This is a genomic window from Agrobacterium sp. 719_389, assembly GCF_900188475.1.
GTDB classification, from domain to species: Bacteria; Pseudomonadota; Alphaproteobacteria; order Rhizobiales; family Rhizobiaceae; genus Agrobacterium; species Agrobacterium radiobacter.
Map to the genome: position 1 here is coordinate 121,396 of NZ_FYEM01000003.1, position 15,137 is coordinate 136,532.

Annotated in this window: 13 protein-coding genes; 8 read left to right on the plus strand and 5 right to left on the minus strand. The window is 59.7% G+C overall.

What is annotated here, in order from left to right:
- The first annotated feature begins 43 nt into the window (after window positions 1–43).
- The gene (phnF, locus tag CFB10_RS07470; RefSeq protein ID WP_026363830.1) at window positions 44–781 is read left to right on the plus strand and encodes a phosphonate metabolism transcriptional regulator PhnF; all 738 of its coding nucleotides are present in this window, start codon (window positions 44–46) and stop codon (window positions 779–781) included.
- A gap of 21 nt (window positions 782–802) precedes the next feature.
- Here the strand turns inward: phnF and dapB are convergent, their stop codons facing one another.
- The 4 genes from dapB to mepA all read right to left on the minus strand — a co-directional run bounded on the left by dapB (window position 803) and on the right by mepA (window position 4,315).
- Complete coding sequence (gene dapB / locus CFB10_RS07475) at window positions 803–1,630, minus strand: 4-hydroxy-tetrahydrodipicolinate reductase (RefSeq protein WP_020011199.1); 828 nt, start codon at window positions 1,628–1,630, stop codon at window positions 803–805.
- A 107-nt stretch (window positions 1,631–1,737) separates the two neighbouring features.
- A complete protein-coding gene (locus CFB10_RS07480) occupies window positions 1,738–2,760 on the minus strand; it encodes a glucokinase (protein ID WP_026363829.1) in 1,023 nt (340 codons plus the stop codon).
- A gap of 22 nt (window positions 2,761–2,782) precedes the next feature.
- The gene (locus tag CFB10_RS07485; protein WP_020011197.1) at window positions 2,783–3,166 is read right to left on the minus strand and encodes a methylglyoxal synthase; all 384 of its coding nucleotides are present in this window, start codon (window positions 3,164–3,166) and stop codon (window positions 2,783–2,785) included.
- Between the two features lie 99 nt (window positions 3,167–3,265).
- Window positions 3,266–4,315, minus strand: coding sequence for a penicillin-insensitive murein endopeptidase (mepA, locus tag CFB10_RS07490; protein WP_026363828.1), 1,050 nt, complete (start codon window positions 4,313–4,315; stop codon window positions 3,266–3,268).
- Between the two features lie 205 nt (window positions 4,316–4,520).
- Here mepA and CFB10_RS07495 point away from each other — a divergent pair, with 205 nt between their 5' ends.
- The 7 genes from CFB10_RS07495 to CFB10_RS07525 all read left to right on the plus strand — a co-directional run bounded on the left by CFB10_RS07495 (window position 4,521) and on the right by CFB10_RS07525 (window position 14,577).
- A complete protein-coding gene (locus CFB10_RS07495; protein ID WP_020011195.1) occupies window positions 4,521–6,365 on the plus strand; it encodes an extracellular solute-binding protein in 1,845 nt (614 codons plus the stop codon).
- 141 nt (window positions 6,366–6,506) lie between these two features.
- Entirely contained in the window at window positions 6,507–7,601 is a 1,095-nt protein-coding gene (locus tag CFB10_RS07500; RefSeq protein ID WP_020011194.1) for a microcin C ABC transporter permease YejB, read from the plus strand.
- Window positions 7,601–8,746: an ABC transporter permease gene (locus CFB10_RS07505; RefSeq protein WP_020011193.1), complete on the plus strand. Its 1,146-nt coding sequence runs from the start codon at window positions 7,601–7,603 to the stop codon at window positions 8,744–8,746. Before CFB10_RS07500 ends, CFB10_RS07505 begins: the two co-directional genes overlap by 1 nt.
- A gap of 5 nt (window positions 8,747–8,751) precedes the next feature.
- Entirely contained in the window at window positions 8,752–10,392 is a 1,641-nt protein-coding gene (locus tag CFB10_RS07510) for an ABC transporter ATP-binding protein (protein ID WP_026363827.1), read from the plus strand.
- Window positions 10,393–10,493: 101 nt separating this feature from the next.
- Complete coding sequence (locus CFB10_RS07515) at window positions 10,494–11,741, plus strand: FAD-binding oxidoreductase (protein WP_020011191.1); 1,248 nt, start codon at window positions 10,494–10,496, stop codon at window positions 11,739–11,741.
- A gap of 171 nt (window positions 11,742–11,912) precedes the next feature.
- Window positions 11,913–13,274 carry a glutamine synthetase family protein gene (locus CFB10_RS07520; RefSeq protein ID WP_026363826.1) on the plus strand — a complete coding sequence of 454 codons (1,362 nt, stop codon included), beginning with the start codon at window positions 11,913–11,915 and terminating at the stop codon, window positions 13,272–13,274.
- 1 nt (window position 13,275) lies between these two features.
- Window positions 13,276–14,577 (plus strand): FAD-binding oxidoreductase, encoded by a 1,302-nt coding sequence (locus tag CFB10_RS07525; protein ID WP_020011189.1) that lies wholly within the window; start codon window positions 13,276–13,278, stop codon window positions 14,575–14,577.
- On the opposite strand, the gene CFB10_RS07530 is transcribed toward CFB10_RS07525, so the two are convergent.
- Complete coding sequence (locus CFB10_RS07530; RefSeq protein ID WP_020011188.1) at window positions 14,574–15,062, minus strand: gluconokinase; 489 nt, start codon at window positions 15,060–15,062, stop codon at window positions 14,574–14,576. The genes CFB10_RS07525 and CFB10_RS07530 overlap by 4 nt on opposite strands.
- Window positions 15,063–15,137: the final 75 nt, after the last annotated feature.

Below are 15,137 nucleotides of genomic sequence, written 5' to 3' on the forward strand. Positions count from 1 at the left end.
AATATAAGCTACAATTAACGTCGATGAATGACAAGCGTGTGACATGAGCCCTGCGGCAGCAATGAAAAGAAAGAACGGCGTGGCGCTCTGGCGGCAGATCGCCGACCGGATCAGAGGCGAGATCGCGGCTGGCGATCACGACGAAACCGGCATGTTGCCGCCGGAAATGATCCTGGCCGAAAAATTCGGCGTCAACCGCCATACGGTGCGAAGCGCCATTGCCGCCCTTGCCAGCGAAGGCATTCTCGAGCCGATGCAGGGGCGCGGCACGATGATCGCCCGCAAGGAGCGCCTTAGTTTTCCGATTTCACGGCGCACGCGATTTACGGAGGGCATCGGCGATCAGGTGAAGGAAATGGAGGCGCTGCTTCTGTCCCACACCACCGAGCCGGCCAATGCCGATCTGGCGGCGCGGCTGCAAGTGCCACCAGGCGCGCCGCTCGTGCGCCTCGAAACGCTGCGCAAGGCGGATAACCGCCCCGTTTCCCGCTCGACCACATGGTTCCCGGCCGACCGTTTTGCCGGAATAGGCGAGGCCTATCAGAAAAGCGGCTCGATCACGGCGGCTTTCCAGATGCTCGGCGTGGCGGATTACGTGCGCATTTCCACCGTCATCTCCGCCAGCCATGCGGATACGCAGGATCTGGCCGATCTCGAATTGTCGCCGGGCGCGATCCTGCTCGTCACCCAGGCGCTGAATGCCGATATGGATGGCGTGCCGGTGCAATATGCCATCAGCCGTTTTTCGGCTGATACGGTGGAATTCACGGTGGAAAATTGAGGTGAAAGCCGCAGCGGAAGCTTATTCCGTCTGCGATAGGCCCAGCACATCCAACATCGAATAGAAGCCCGGCTTTTTATCCAAGGCCCAGAGTGCCGCCACAATTGCCCCGCGTGCGAAGATGGAGCGGTCGCCGGCATAATGGGAAAGCTCCACGCGCTCTCCCTCTCCGGCGAAGATCACCGAATGTTCGCCGATTACGGAACCGCCGCGCAACGTAGCGAAACCGATGGTGCCGGTATCACGCGCACCCGTATGGCCGTCGCGCACGCGAACGGAAGAGGCCGCGAGATCGACCTTGCGACCGGCCGCCGCTGCTTCGCCGAGCAGCAATGCAGTACCCGAAGGCGCATCCACCTTGTGCTTGTGGTGCATTTCAAGGATTTCGATATCCCAGTTCTGCGCATCCAGCGCCTGCGCCGCCTGCTGCGTCAAAACGCTGAGAAGGTTGACACCGAGGCTCATATTGCCCGACTTGACGATGCGGGCATGGCGCGACGCGGCCTTGAATTTTTCCTCGTCTTCCGGTGAGCAGCCCGTGGTGCCGATGACGTGCACGATGCGGGCCTGCGCGGCGAGCCCGGCAAAGGTGACGCTGGTCGCCGGCGCGGTGAAGTCGATCACCCCTTCCGCATGAAGAAACGCCTGCAACGGATCGCTGGTGATTTCGACGCCGATCGGGCCGAGACCGGCAATCTCACCGGCATCGCGGCCGACAAAAGCGGAGCGTTCGCGCGCGACGGCGGCATGGAGCTGAACGCCAGGGGTCTGGTGAATGAGGCGGATGAGCGCCTGTCCCATGCGGCCCGCCGCGCCGACCACCACCAGTTTCATGCCGCTGCTGCCCATGCTGTCACTCACTTTTCATGTCGGGCGGATCGGAACCCGCCGGTATCGGATGTTTGATGTTGCTGTAGCGACGTTAAAGACCGTCCGCCCGCTTCGCAAGCATCACATCAGGCTCTCCAGCGTCGCCCGTCCAGTGACAGGCCGAAATCGGATGGCGTTCTCGAATAGGTGGCGAGACCGGAAAGGGCCGCCTGCGGATGGGTGACGACGAAAGTGGGAATAGTGCGCATCAGGGCGCTGTGCGGCGCCTTGTCCTCGAAGGCGGCCCGGAACTCCGGGCTCTTCAGTGCCGGAATGATCTTCTGCGAAATGCCGCCGGCCAGATAGACGCCGCCCTTGGCCATGAAGATCAGCGCGAGATCGCCGGCCACGCGGCCGAGATAGGTGCTGAAAAGCGAAAGTGTTTCTTTAGCCTGTGGATTTTCACCCGAAAGCCCGTGTGCGGTAATGTCGGCCGGATCGGAAAAAACGGGTTCGATGCCATCGGCGATGCAGACGGCGCGGTAAAGATTGACCAGTCCGCGCCCGCACAGAATCTGCTCACCGGCGACGCGGCCTTCGATGGTTTCGATATGCGGGAAAACCGCATAGTCGCGTGCGCTTCTCGGGCCGATATCGATATGCCCGCCTTCGCCAGGCACCGGAAACCACATATGGCGGGCATAAACCAGCCCGGCAACACCAAGCCCTGTACCCGGTCCAAGAACGACGCGCGACGCCAGCACATCTTTTTTGCCGGAGCCGATGGCGTCGCGGTTGTCGTCGTCAAGGGCGGCAATCGCCAGAGCCTGCGCCTCGAAGTCGTTGATGACGATGACGTCCTTCAGGCCGAGATTGACCAGCATGTCCTTCGGCTTGACGACCCAGTGACAGTTGGTGAGGGGAATCTCGTCACCTTCGATCGGGCCGGCAATCGCAAGAATGGTCGAGGCCGGCTGAAGCGAGGTCTTGTCCAGAACCGCCTGCTGGATGGCGTCGTCGATCGTCGGATATTCCGCCGTCTTCACGGTGGTGAGGTGCGCCGGTTCCGCAAAGGAATCGATCAGAATGGAAAAGCGGGCATTGGTGCCGCCGATGTCGCCAAGAAGGATCGGAAAGGACAGATATTCGGTATCGGACGTCTTCGGCATTGCCTGTTCCATGGTCGGAGTGTCAATTGGCGACGTGGAAGTCGATGAGGTTTTCTGCGGTGGCGCGGTTAAGCGCCATGGGAATGTCATAGACCGTGGCAAGCCGGGTCAGCGCCTTCACGTCAACATCATGCGGCATGGCTGTCAGCGGATCGGTGAAGAAGATCAGAATATCGACCTCGCCTGTCGCGATCATTGCGCCGATCTGCTGGTCGCCGCCGAGGGGGCCGCTTTTGAGGCGAGTGACTTCAAGCCCGGGACAGGCTTCCTGCACCCGCCCGCCGGTAGTGCCGGTGGCGACGATCCTGAAACCGGCAAGCGCCTTCTGGTGGTGACGGGCGAAATCCGCCATATCGTCTTTTTTCTCGTCGTGAGCGATGAGCGCGATACAGCGTTGTCCTTCCATGGTCACAGCCTGTCCTCAAAGAATTAAATCGATTTGAAGCCTTCTATAACAGCTTGCCGCCATTTGAAAAGGGAAGCTGTTGAATGCCTCATTTCTGTTTCAGTTCAATGTCGGACGCTGGGTCGGAAGCGGAATATCCGAAGGCGGCTGCAGGGCGGGCGCGGCCTGAATGACCTGTTCCACACTTTGCTGGCGCGCAGCCGGAGCCGGGGAGTAGGCCTGTGCCGCAATTCCTTCGGGGTTGGCGGAAGGAGCGGCAGCCACGGCAGCACAGGCGGAAGGCAGGTCGGAGACCATGACCGGACGCGGTTTCACCGGCTTGGCATTCGGGTCCTTTTTCGGCGGCGCCCATGGTTCCTTGGTGAACCACCAGGCGAGCGACTTGTCGCAGCCGTCACCTTTGCCCACGGCGGCCTGCGGTTTGCAATTGGGCGCGCCCGGCGGGCATTCGAGGCGGATGTGGAAATGCTCGTCATGGCCATAGATCGGTCTGATCTTGCCCATGAAAGTGCGGTCGCCGGTCCATGTCTGGCAGAGTTTCTGCTTGATGGCCGGGTTGACGAAGACACGCTCCACCTGCGGATAACTTGCCGCCATCATCACCAGCCGGGCATTGAGCGGCGACCATTTGCGGTCATCGACCGTCAGGAACTTGCTCTTGTCCAGCATGGAAATGAAAGGCACCGTTTCGCGCTGTTCCACGGTCAGCCGGGGGGTGGGCATGGGCCGCCACCACACGTCGACATCAAGGCCGATCTGGTGCGAGGCATGGCCGGTCAGCATCGGGCCGCCACGCGGCTGGGAAATATCGCCGAGCAGCAATCCCGGCCAGCCGATCTTCTGCGCGTCCTGCGAAAATTGCTCGAGGAAAGAAATAAGCTGCGGTTGGCCCCAGCGCCGGTTGCGGGAAAGGCGCATGGCCTGCCAGCCGGGACCATCAGTCGGCATGGCGATGGCGCCGGACTGGCAGCCCTTGGCATAGGAGCCGATCGGCTGCGAGCCCGTGGCGGAAGGCAGCGCCATATGGCCGAACACTTCTTTCGCGGGCCTGTCCTCGGCCGATGCGGTTTCCATCTGCAACTGCAGCGCGGAGACGACCGAAATCGCCAGCATGGCCGTCTTGAAAACTCTCGATGATCCCGCCGTCATATAGTCGCGCCCGTCCGATCAGATGATTCTCTTCCCCTCAGGATAAACTGGAACGGGATTTTGTTGAAACCATGTTTCACCCCGCATCTCGCAAACCGGGAAGATAAAGGCGCCGATAAAGAGCTTGTGAGTCGGCGCATCTGTTTTTTGACAATCTTTGTTTTATGCTCTCTCCAACAAACACGAAAACAGGGACATTCCCCCAATGATATTGGTACCACTGAAATCCCGTCTCGTCATTGCCCTTGCGGCATCCGCCTTGTTGATACCGGCGACGGCCTCCGCACAATCGGCTGATGTATGGCGAAAGGGGATTTCGACGGTCGGGGAACTGAAACATCCAGATGGCTTCGATCATTTTGACTATGTGAACACCAAGGCACCAAAAGGCGGCACGCTTCGCCTGTCGACGACGGGCACCTTCGACACGCTCAATCCGCTGCTCGCCAAGGGCGAGGCGGCAACGGGCCTTTCGCTGGTTTTCGATACATTGATGAAGTCGACGGAAGAGGAGCTGTCTGCCTCCTACGGCTTGCTGGCCGAGGGGGTGAGCTATCCCGACGATATTTCGAAGGCCACCTTCCGGCTGCGCGCGGAGGCCAAATGGGCTGATGGCAAGCCGGTGACGCCAGAGGATGTCGTCTTCAGCTTCGAAAAAGCGAAGGACCTCAGCCCGCAGCTTGCGACCTATTACATCCATGTCACCAAGGCAGAGGTGAGCGGCGAAAGGGACATCACCTTCACTTTCGATGAAAAGAACAATCGCGAATTGCCGCAGATCGTCGGCCAATTGCTGATCGTTCCCAAGCACTGGTGGGAAGCCGCCGGCCCGGACGGTAAGCCGCGCGACATCTCGCGCGGCACGCTGGAGCCGGTCATGGGCTCGGGCCCCTACAAGATTGCGTCAGTTTCTCCCGGCTCCACAATCACCTATGAACGCCGCGACGACTATTGGGGCAAGGACGTCAATGTGAATGTTGGGATGAACAATTTCAAAACCATCGCCTACACCTTCTTTGCCGATCAGGATGTGGACTTCCAGGCTTTCAAGTCCGGCACCGTCGATTTCCGGCAGGAAGCCTCCTCCAGCCGCTGGGTCACCGGTTATGATTTTCCGGCCGTCAAGGAGGGCCGCGTCAAGAAGGAAGAGCTGCCGAACATCTATCGTTCCGTCGGCATCATGCAGGCCTTCGTGCCGAACATGCGCAGGGAGAAGTTCCAGAACCCGAAACTGCGCAAGGCGCTCAATTACGCTTTCGATTTCGAGGAGCTGAACCGGACGCTGGCCTATGGTCAATTCCAGCGCATCAACAGCTTCTTCATGGGCAGTGAACTGGCCTCTTCCGGACTGCCGACCGGTCGCGAGCTCGAAATTCTGCAGGAGTTGAAGGATCAGGTTCCGCCGGAAGTCTTCACGACAGAATATCGCAACCCGGTCGCCGGTGATCCGGCCAAGCAGCGCGACAATCTGCGCGAGGCGGTCAAGCTGATGAAGGAGGCCGGTTACGAGCTGCGCGGCAACCGCATGGTCAATGCGGCGAGCGGACAGCCGCTCGATATGGAATTCCTGATCGATTCCGCCGGCATGGAAAGAACCATCCTTCCCTATGTCCAGAACCTGAAGAAGATCGGCATCAACGCGACGATCCGCACGGTCGACGCCTCGCAATATACCAACCGCACCCGCAGCTTCGATTATGACGTGATCGTCAAGCTCTGGGCGACTTCGGCGAACCCGGGTAACGAGCAGGCGGATTTCTGGGGCTCTGCCGCCGCCGATCGTCAGGGATCCAACAATATTGCCGGAATCAAGAACCCGGCCGTTGATGCGTTGGTCAGGAAGGTCATATTCGCGCCCAACCGCGATGAGCAGGTGGCCGCAGCACGCGCGCTCGACCGGGTGCTGCTGGCCAACAGCTATGTCATACCGCAATTTTACCGTGGCGAGATGTTCATCGCCTACTGGAATACGCTCATTCGTCCGGAAAACCTGCCCGAATATGGTGTCGGTTTTCCCGATGCATGGTGGTCCAGCCAGGCCGGAAACTGACGCCGGCCTTGCTTTCGCAGCCAAGGCTTGATTCACATAGGGCGAGACGAATCGCTCAAAGCGCGCGGGCAGCGCTTTCAGGAAAGGACCGGGTTTGACAGACACGAAAACCGCTGACGTATCGGCCGGGAGCAAGGGCTGATGGGCGCCTATATCCTCAGACGTCTGGCGCTGATGATCCCGACCATTATCGGCATTATGGGCATTTCGTTTCTCGTCATCCAGTTCGCGCCCGGCGGGCCGGTGGAACAGGTCGTCGCGCAGCTGACGGGGCAGGGCGACAGCGCTTCCGACCGTCTCTCCGGCGGCGGCGACCTTCTCGGCCAATCCGGCGGTTTCGATGAAAGCGGCTCGAAATATCGCGGTGCGCAGGGGCTTGATCCCGAGCTGATCGCCAAGCTTGAGAAACAGTTCGGTTTCGACAAGCCGCCGCTTACCCGCTTTCTTGAGATGATGTGGAATTATATCCGCTTCGATTTCGGCGACAGCTTCTTCCGCAACTCCTCTGTCATCGATCTCATCATCGACAAGCTGCCGGTGTCGATGTCGCTCGGCTTCTGGATCCTGATCATTTCCTACATCATCTCCATTCCGCTCGGCATCAAGAAGGCCGTTTCCGATGGCTCGACTTTCGATGTCTGGACATCAGGCATCATCATCATCGGTTATGCGGTGCCGAGCTTCCTCTTCGGCATTCTTCTCATCGTCCTCTTCGCCGGCGGCTCGTTCTTCGACTGGTTCCCGCTGCGTGGTCTGGTGTCGGATAATTTTGCGCAGCTGAACTGGTGGCAGAAGATCATCGACTATTTCTGGCACCTCACCCTGCCGCTGATCGCACTGTCGCTCTCGGCTTTTGCGACGACGACGCTTCTGACCAAGAATTCCTTCATCGACGAGATCAAGAAGCAATATGTCATAACCGCCCGCGCCAAGGGTCTCACCGAACGCAGGGTTCTTTATGGTCACGTCTTCCGTAACGCGATGCTGATCGTGATCGCCGGTTTTCCGGGCGCCTTCATCTCGGCCTTCTTCACCGGTTCGCTGCTGATCGAGAACATCTTCTCGCTCGATGGCCTCGGCCGCCTCGGTTATCTCTCGGTGGTCAACCGCGATTACCCGATCGTGTTCGGCACGCTCTTCATCTTCTCGCTGATGGGCCTCGTGGTCGGGCTGATTTCCGACCTGATCTATACATGGATCGATCCGCGCATCGATTTCGAGCGGAGGGACGTGTGATGACACTTGCCCATACCGCCGAAACGGAAACGCTGGTGAAACCGAAGCGCCCATGGTTTTCGCCGACCACCAAGCGCCGCTGGCAGAACTTCAAGGCGAACCGGCGCGGTTACTGGTCCTTCTGGCTGTTCCTGATCCTGTTTTTCCTGAGCCTGATCGCGGAATTCATCGCCAATGACAAACCCATTTTCGCTTCCTACAAGGGCGAATTTCTGGTGCCGGTCATGGTCGATTATCCGGAGGAAAAGTTCGGCGGCTTCCTTGCCCAGACGGACTACAAATCCTCCTTCATTCAGGACGAGATCAACGCCAATGGCTGGATGATCTGGCCGCCAATCCGTTATTCCTACCAGACGGTCAATTCCAATATTCCGCATTCCGCTCCCACTGCGCCCTTCTGGCTGATGGATGAAAAGGAACGCTGCTCGGCTTACCCGCAGGGCAATGCTGATCCCGGCTGTACCCTCGGCAATCTGAATTGGCTTGGTACCGACAATCAGGCCCGCGACGTCACGGCGCGGATGATCTACGGTTTCCGCATCTCGGTGCTGTTCGGCCTGACATTGACCATCGCTTCGGCCCTTGTCGGCGTTACGGCCGGCGCCATTCAGGGTTACTTCGGCGGGTGGACGGACCTGCTGTTGCAGCGCTTCATCGAAATCTGGTCGTCCATGCCGGTGCTTTATATCCTGCTCATCATTGCGGCCATCCTGCCGCCGGGCTTCTTCGTGCTGCTCGGCATCATGCTGCTTTTTTCATGGGTCGGCTTTGTCGGCATCGTCCGCGCGGAATTCCTGCGCGCCAGAAACTTTGAATATGTCCGCGCCGCCCGCGCCCTTGGCGTCGGCAACTGGACGATCATGTTCCGGCATCTTCTGCCCAACGCCATGGTGGCAACGCTGACCTTCCTGCCCTTCATCCTCTCCGGTTCGATTACCACATTGACCTCGCTCGACTTTCTCGGCTTCGGCATGCCGCCGGGATCGCCGTCGCTGGGCGAGATGATTGCGCAGGGCAAGAACAATCTTCAGGCGCCCTGGCTCGGGCTCACTGCCTTCTTCACCATGTCCATCATGCTCTCCCTCCTGATCTTCGTCGGCGAGGCGGTTAGAGACGCCTTCGATCCACGCAAGACGTTCCGGTGATCGCCATGACGGAAACAAATATTCAGCCGCTTCTCTCCGTCCGTGATCTCTCCGTCGCCTTTCATCAGGGTGGCTCAATGAGCGTCGCTGTCGATCACGTTTCCTTCGACCTGATGCCGGGCGAAGTCGTCGCCCTCGTCGGCGAATCCGGTTCCGGCAAGTCGGTCACGGCGAATTCCATTCTCAAATTGCTGCCCTATCCGGCGGCGAGCCATCCTTCCGGGAAAATCCTGTTCGACGGCAAGGATATGCTGGCCCTGCCGGAACGCGCGCTTCGCGCCGTGCGCGGCAACGACATCACCATGATCTTTCAGGAGCCGATGACCTCGCTCAATCCGCTCCACACCATCGAGCGGCAGATCGGTGAGATTCTGGAACTGCATCAGGCAATCACCGGGGCAGAGGCGCGGGCGCGCACTTTGGAACTGTTGCTGCAGGTTGGCATTCGCGAACCGGAAAAGCGCCTGAAGGCCTATCCGCATGAATTGTCCGGCGGCCAGCGGCAGCGTGTGATGATCGCCATGGCGCTTGCCAACCGGCCGAAACTGCTGATCGCCGATGAACCCACGACGGCGCTCGACGTAACAGTTCAGGCTCAGATTCTCGAGCTGCTCGGCGATCTGAAAACGCAGCACGGCATGTCCATGCTGTTCATCACCCACGATCTCGGTATCGTCCGCAAATTCGCTGATCGGGTCTGCGTCATGACCAAGGGCAAGATCGTCGAGACCGGCACGGTGGAGCAGGTGTTTACCGATCCGCAGCACGCCTATACGCGCCATCTTCTGGCGGCGGAGCCGAAGGGCGAGCCACCGCATTCCGACGCGACCAAACCGGTGGTCATGCAGGGTGACGATATCAAGGTCTGGTTCCCCATCAAGGCAGGGCTGATGCGCCGGGTGGTCGACCATGTGAAAGCGGTCGACGGCATCGATATCACCCTGCGCGCCGGCCAGACGGTGGGCGTGGTGGGCGAGTCCGGCTCCGGCAAGACCACGCTCGGTCTCGCGCTCTCGCGGCTGATCGCGTCTGAGGGACGTATCAGCTTCATCGGCCAGTCGATCGACCATTATTCCTATGAAATGATGAAGCCGCTCAGAAACCGGCTGCAGGTGGTGTTTCAAGATCCTTACGGTTCGCTCAGCCCGCGCATGTCCGTAGGCGAGATCGTCGCCGAGGGCTTGAAGGTGCATGAGCGATCTCTGTCGGCCGACGAACGCGATACCCGTGTGGCCACTGCGCTGGAAGAGGTCGGGCTCGATCCGGCCACCCGCTGGCGGTATCCGCATGAATTCTCCGGCGGCCAGCGCCAGCGCATAGCCATTGCCCGCGCCATGGTGCTGAAGCCCCGTTTCGTCATGCTGGATGAGCCGACATCCGCGCTCGACATGAGTGTGCAGGCGCAGGTGGTCGATCTCTTGCGCGATCTCCAGGCAAAGCATGAACTCGCTTATCTCTTCATCAGCCACGATCTGAAGGTGGTGAAGGCGCTTGCCAACGACCTGATCGTCATGCGTCACGGCAAGGTGGTGGAGAGTGGACCGGCGGCGGAGATTTTCGCCAACCCGCAGCAGGATTATACCAAGGCGCTGCTGGCGGCGGCCTTCAATATCGAGGCGGTGGAAACGAAAGCGATCAGCCAGTAAGGCGCATCGAATTTTCCATTAAGGCAATGATTTTTCTGTTGCTTCGCGGAAAATGCCGACCCATGTTGCGATGAACGTGACACGGAAACGGATTGATTGCGATGGCAGCGGATGTGATCGTTTTGGGGGCAGGGATCATCGGGGTTTCGGTGGCCCTGCAACTGGCCCGCCGGGGAAAATCGGTGGTGCTGGTGGACCGGCGCGGACCGGGCGAAGAAACCTCTTTCGGCAATGCCGGCCTGATCCAGAGAGAGGGCGTGGTGCCTTACGGTTTCCCGCAGGACCTTACGCTGCTGCTGCGCTATTCTCTGAACAACAGGATCGATGTCCATTATCGTCTCTCCGCCCTGCCAAGGATTGCGCCTTTCCTCGGCCGCTATTGGCATAATTCCGCAGCCGCGCGGCACGCCACGATCGCCCGCGCCTATACGCCGCTGATCGAACGTTCGGTTTCCGAGCACAGCATCCTGATCGACGAGGCCAAGGCCGGCGATCTGATCGTGAAAAATGGCTGGATGCAGGCCTATAGGACCGCCGCAAGGCGGGACGCTGATTATGCCTTTGCCGAGCGTCTTTCGCGCGATCACGGCATATCCCACACCAAACTCGATGCCGAAAGGCTTGCCGCGGCCGAACCGCATCTCAGCCGGGATTTCGTCGGCGGGCTGAAATGGGATGACCCCTGGTCGGTGCTTGATCCGCACGCGCTGACGCTTGCCTATGTCAAACTGTTTGAAAGCCTCGGCGGAACTTTTGTCCGGGGCGATGCCTTCACCCTCAGCCAAACGACAAGCGGCTGGACGGTGCGCACCGAGACCGGCGCGGTCGAGGCCGAACATGCGGTCGTGGCGCTTGGCCCCTGGGCCGATACCCTCACGGAACGGCTGGGTTACCGCTTCCCACTCGGCGTGAAGCGCGGTTATCACATGCATTATGCGCCGCAGGAGGGAACGAAGCTCAATAACTGGCTGATCGATGCCGAGCGCGGTTATTTCCTGGCGCCGATGCGTAAGGGTATCCGCCTGACGACGGGTGCGGAATTTGCCGAGCGCGATGCACCGAAATCTCCCGTTCAGATCGAGCGGGCGGAACGGGTGGCGCGCACCGTCTTTCCTCTCGGCGGCAGGCTGGATGCGGAACCGTGGATGGGCGCGCGGCCCTGCACGCCGGACATGATGCCGATCATCGGCAAGGCACCGCGTCATAAAACATTGTGGTTTGCTTTCGGGCATGCCCATCACGGCCTCACACTTGGGCCGATCACCGGCCGTGTGCTGGCGGAAACCATGCTGGGCGAAACGCCTGTTATCGCCATCGACGCCTATCGCCCGGAAAGGTTCAATCCCTGATAGCTAAATCCGCTGGCCTTCCGAGGACAGGCCACGTAACATGGTCAAGTGCAAAGGGAAAAGGGGCAAACGTCATCATGGTGGCGAGGTTTCTCATCTATCAGCAGCAGGACGATTTTCGTTAGCGACGTTCGCTGCGCATGAAACGAGATGGAAACGGCTTGCTGGTGCATGATGGATGATATTGAAAACGCAAAGAAATTTTTCGCCGATAACCCCGATATCGAAATACTTGAAGCCTTCGTCATAGACGCGAACGGTGTGCCGCGCGGCAAGTGGATTCCGCGAGAAAGAGCGATCGACGTTCTTGAAAAGGGAATGGCTATCCCCCGCTCTGTCTATGCGCTGGATATATGGGGGCGGGATGTGCATGCCGCAGGTCTTGCGGAGGGCACGGGCGATCCCGATGGTTTTTGCTTCCCCGTTCCCGGCACGCTGTCGCGGGTTACATGGCTTGGCAGGCCGACAGCACAGGTTCTGCTGGCCATGAAAAATCCGGATGGGACCGGTTTTTATGGCGATCCGCGTCATGTTCTGGCGCAGGTTCTGGGCGCCTATAATAAGGTCGGTCTCACGCCCGTCGTGGCGACCGAACTCGAATTTTACCTGATCGATCCCGTCCGCTCTGCACTTGACCCGGTTCGTCCGCCGCATAGCCGCGAGGGCCGGTGGCATACGGGCCAGACACAGGTTCTGTCGATTTCCGAATTGCAGGATTTCGAGGATGTCTTCCATGACATTGCCACAGCCTGCCGGGCGCAGGGCGTTCTTGCCGATACGACGCTGCGTGAAAACGGCCCCGGGCAATATGAGATCAATCTCAACCATGTACCGGACGCCCTGCAGGCCGCTGATTTTGCCGTCTTCCTGAAGCGCATCGTCAAGGGCGTGGCGCGTCGGCACGAGCTCGACGCGACCTTCATGGCCAAGCCTTACGGTTTACAGGCCGGCAACGGCATGCATGTCCATTTTTCCGTTCTCGATAGGGACGGCAGGAACATCTATGCCGGGGAAAACGGCCCGTCGGATGCGCTGATGCATTCCGTTGGCGGCCTCTTGGAAAACATGGGGGAAAGCATGGCGATCTTCGCGCCCCATGCCAATTCCTATCGCCGCCTGACCCCCAGCGAACATGCGCCAACCTATGCCTCCTGGGGCATCGACAACCGCTCGGCGGCGGTGCGTGTTATCGTTGCCAGCAAGGCGGCGACGCGTATCGAACATCGCGTCGCCGGTGCCGATACCAATCCCTATCTCGTTGTCGCGATGATCCTGAGCGCCGCGCTTGCCGGCATGAAGGAGAAGCGTCAGCCCGGCGGTGCGATTGCCGGCGACAGCCACGCGATCAACCACGAGCCGCTGCCCACAAACTGGGACTATGCCCTGCAGCGCTTCACAAGATCGAGCTTTGCCTATGCGACACTCGGCCAGAAGTACCGGACGCTGTTTTCCGCCTGCAAACAGCAGGAGCTTTCCGAATTTTCCCTGCGTGTAACCGACGTCGAATATGACGCCTATATCAGGACGGTGTGAGATGGCTGAGGTAACGAATATTCCCAATCCTGGCCACACATCCTCCTGGTACGCGGCCTCCGCCAATGTCAAATCCGTGCGGCCCACACTTGAAGGGGCGCTGGAAGCGGATGTCTGCGTCATCGGCGGCGGCTTCACCGGCATTTCCGCAGCGCTGGAACTCAGTGAGCGCGGCTATTCGGTCATCGTTCTTGAAGGGGTGAGGATCGGCTTCGGCGCTTCGGGGCGCAACGGCGGTCAGATCGTCAACGGCTATAGCCGTGATCTCGAGACCATTGCGGGCCGTTACGGGCACGAAAAGGCGGTGAAGCTTGGAGAAATGTCGCTTGAAGGCGGCGCGATCATCCGCAGCCGTATAGCCAAATACGCCATCGACTGCGATCTCGTTGATGGCGGTTTCTTTGCCGCCTTTACCCCGAAACAGATCCGCGAAATGGAGGCTCACAAAGCCCATTGGGAAAAACACGGCCATGGCGGGCTCGAAATGGTCTCCAAGGCGGATGTCAGCCAGTATGTGAGCACGGACCGTTACGCCGGCGGCATGATCGACCGCTTCGGTGGCCACATCCACCCGCTCAATCTGGTGCAGGGGGAAGCGGCGGCGGCCGAAAGCCTCGGTGCACGGATATTCGAAAATTCGCGGGTCATTGCGGTAGAGCAGGGGGAAAACCCCGTCGTGCGGACCGGGATGGGCAGCGTGAGGACGAAATATGTTCTCGTCTGCGGCAATGCCTATCTCGGCTCATTGCTGCCGGAAATCGGCGAGCGGATGATGCCCGTCTCAAGCCAGGTCATGGCGACGGAGCCGCTCGATGCCGATCTGATCGAGGAGCTTCTGCCCGCCAATTATTGCGTCGAGGACGCCAATTACATTCTCGATTATTACCGCCGCACCTCGGATAACCGCCTGCTCTATGGCGGCGGCATCGGCTATGGCGGCAGCGACCCTGCCGATCTGACGGGTGTGATCCGGCCGAATATGCTGAAGACCTTTCCGCAACTGGAAAAGACGAAGATCGACTTTGCCTGGAGCGGCAATTTCGCGCTGACCCTGACGCGCATCCCGCATATGGGCAGGCTGTCGGACAATGTCTATTTTTCGCATGGCGACAGCGGCCACGGTGTTACGACGACCCATCTGTTGGGTAAGATATTGGGTGAGGCCGTTGCCGGCCACGCCGAACGTTTCGATATCTGGAGTTCCCTGCCGAACTATCCATTCCCGGGCGGCAAGACTTTCCGCGTGCCGCTGACCGTGCTTGGCGCATGGTGGTACGGCCTGCGCGACAGGCTCGGATTTTAAAAAGCCACCGCTTTCAGGCCCGAAAGTGCGTTTGCGGTAATTTCCTCCGGCGTGGCGTCGATGCTGACGGTCACGACGCCCGGTTCGCCGGTCGGCACTTCCAGCGTGGCAAGCTGGGTCTGGAGCAGCGAGAGCGGCATGAAGTGGCCCTTGCGTTCGCCCATGCGCCTGCTGAGAAGTTCCAGACTGCCGTCCAGATAGACGAAAGCGAGCGGGCCGCCGGTGGCCTCGCGAAGGCGGTCGCGATAGATTTTCTTGAGCGCTGAGCAGGAAACGACGACACCGTTATTTTCGTTTCCCTTGCGCAGTTCCGCGCCGATTAGGTCGAGCCAGGGCCAGCGATCTTCGTCGGTCAGCGGAATGCCCTCTGACATTTTGTCGACATTGGATTTCGGGTGAAGCTTGTCGCCCTCAATGAAGGCAATGCCCAGTTTTTCCGCCAGTTCCTCTGCGACCGTGGACTTGCCTGAGCCGCTCACTCCCATCACGACAATTGCCTGTGTCACCCGAACCTCTGATATTTCTGTTTCGACGGTCAGCCCCTAACATGTGCGGCAGGT

Excerpts from the sequence above, each read along its gene's own strand:
- CFB10_RS07495 (WP_020011195.1), top strand. The coding sequence starts at position 4,521 with ATGATATTGGTACCACTGAAATCCCGTCTCGTCATTGCCCTTGCGGCA.
- CFB10_RS07525 (WP_020011189.1), top strand. The coding sequence starts at position 13,276 with ATGGCTGAGGTAACGAATATTCCCAATCCTGGCCACACATCCTCCTGG.
- CFB10_RS07485 (WP_020011197.1), bottom strand. The coding sequence starts at position 3,166 with ATGGAAGGACAACGCTGTATCGCGCTCATCGCTCACGACGAGAAAAAA.
- dapB (WP_020011199.1), bottom strand. The coding sequence starts at position 1,630 with ATGGGCAGCAGCGGCATGAAACTGGTGGTGGTCGGCGCGGCGGGCCGC.
- CFB10_RS07515 (WP_020011191.1), top strand. The coding sequence starts at position 10,494 with ATGGCAGCGGATGTGATCGTTTTGGGGGCAGGGATCATCGGGGTTTCG.
- CFB10_RS07480 (WP_026363829.1), bottom strand. The coding sequence starts at position 2,760 with ATGCCGAAGACGTCCGATACCGAATATCTGTCCTTTCCGATCCTTCTT.
- CFB10_RS07530 (WP_020011188.1), bottom strand. The coding sequence starts at position 15,062 with ATGGGAGTGAGCGGCTCAGGCAAGTCCACGGTCGCAGAGGAACTGGCG.
- CFB10_RS07510 (WP_026363827.1), top strand. The coding sequence starts at position 8,752 with ATGACGGAAACAAATATTCAGCCGCTTCTCTCCGTCCGTGATCTCTCC.
- CFB10_RS07505 (WP_020011193.1), top strand. The coding sequence starts at position 7,601 with ATGACACTTGCCCATACCGCCGAAACGGAAACGCTGGTGAAACCGAAG.
- CFB10_RS07500 (WP_020011194.1), top strand. The coding sequence starts at position 6,507 with ATGGGCGCCTATATCCTCAGACGTCTGGCGCTGATGATCCCGACCATT.
- mepA (WP_026363828.1), bottom strand. The coding sequence starts at position 4,315 with ATGACGGCGGGATCATCGAGAGTTTTCAAGACGGCCATGCTGGCGATT.
- phnF (WP_026363830.1), top strand. The coding sequence starts at position 44 with ATGAGCCCTGCGGCAGCAATGAAAAGAAAGAACGGCGTGGCGCTCTGG.
- CFB10_RS07520 (WP_026363826.1), top strand. The coding sequence starts at position 11,913 with ATGATGGATGATATTGAAAACGCAAAGAAATTTTTCGCCGATAACCCC.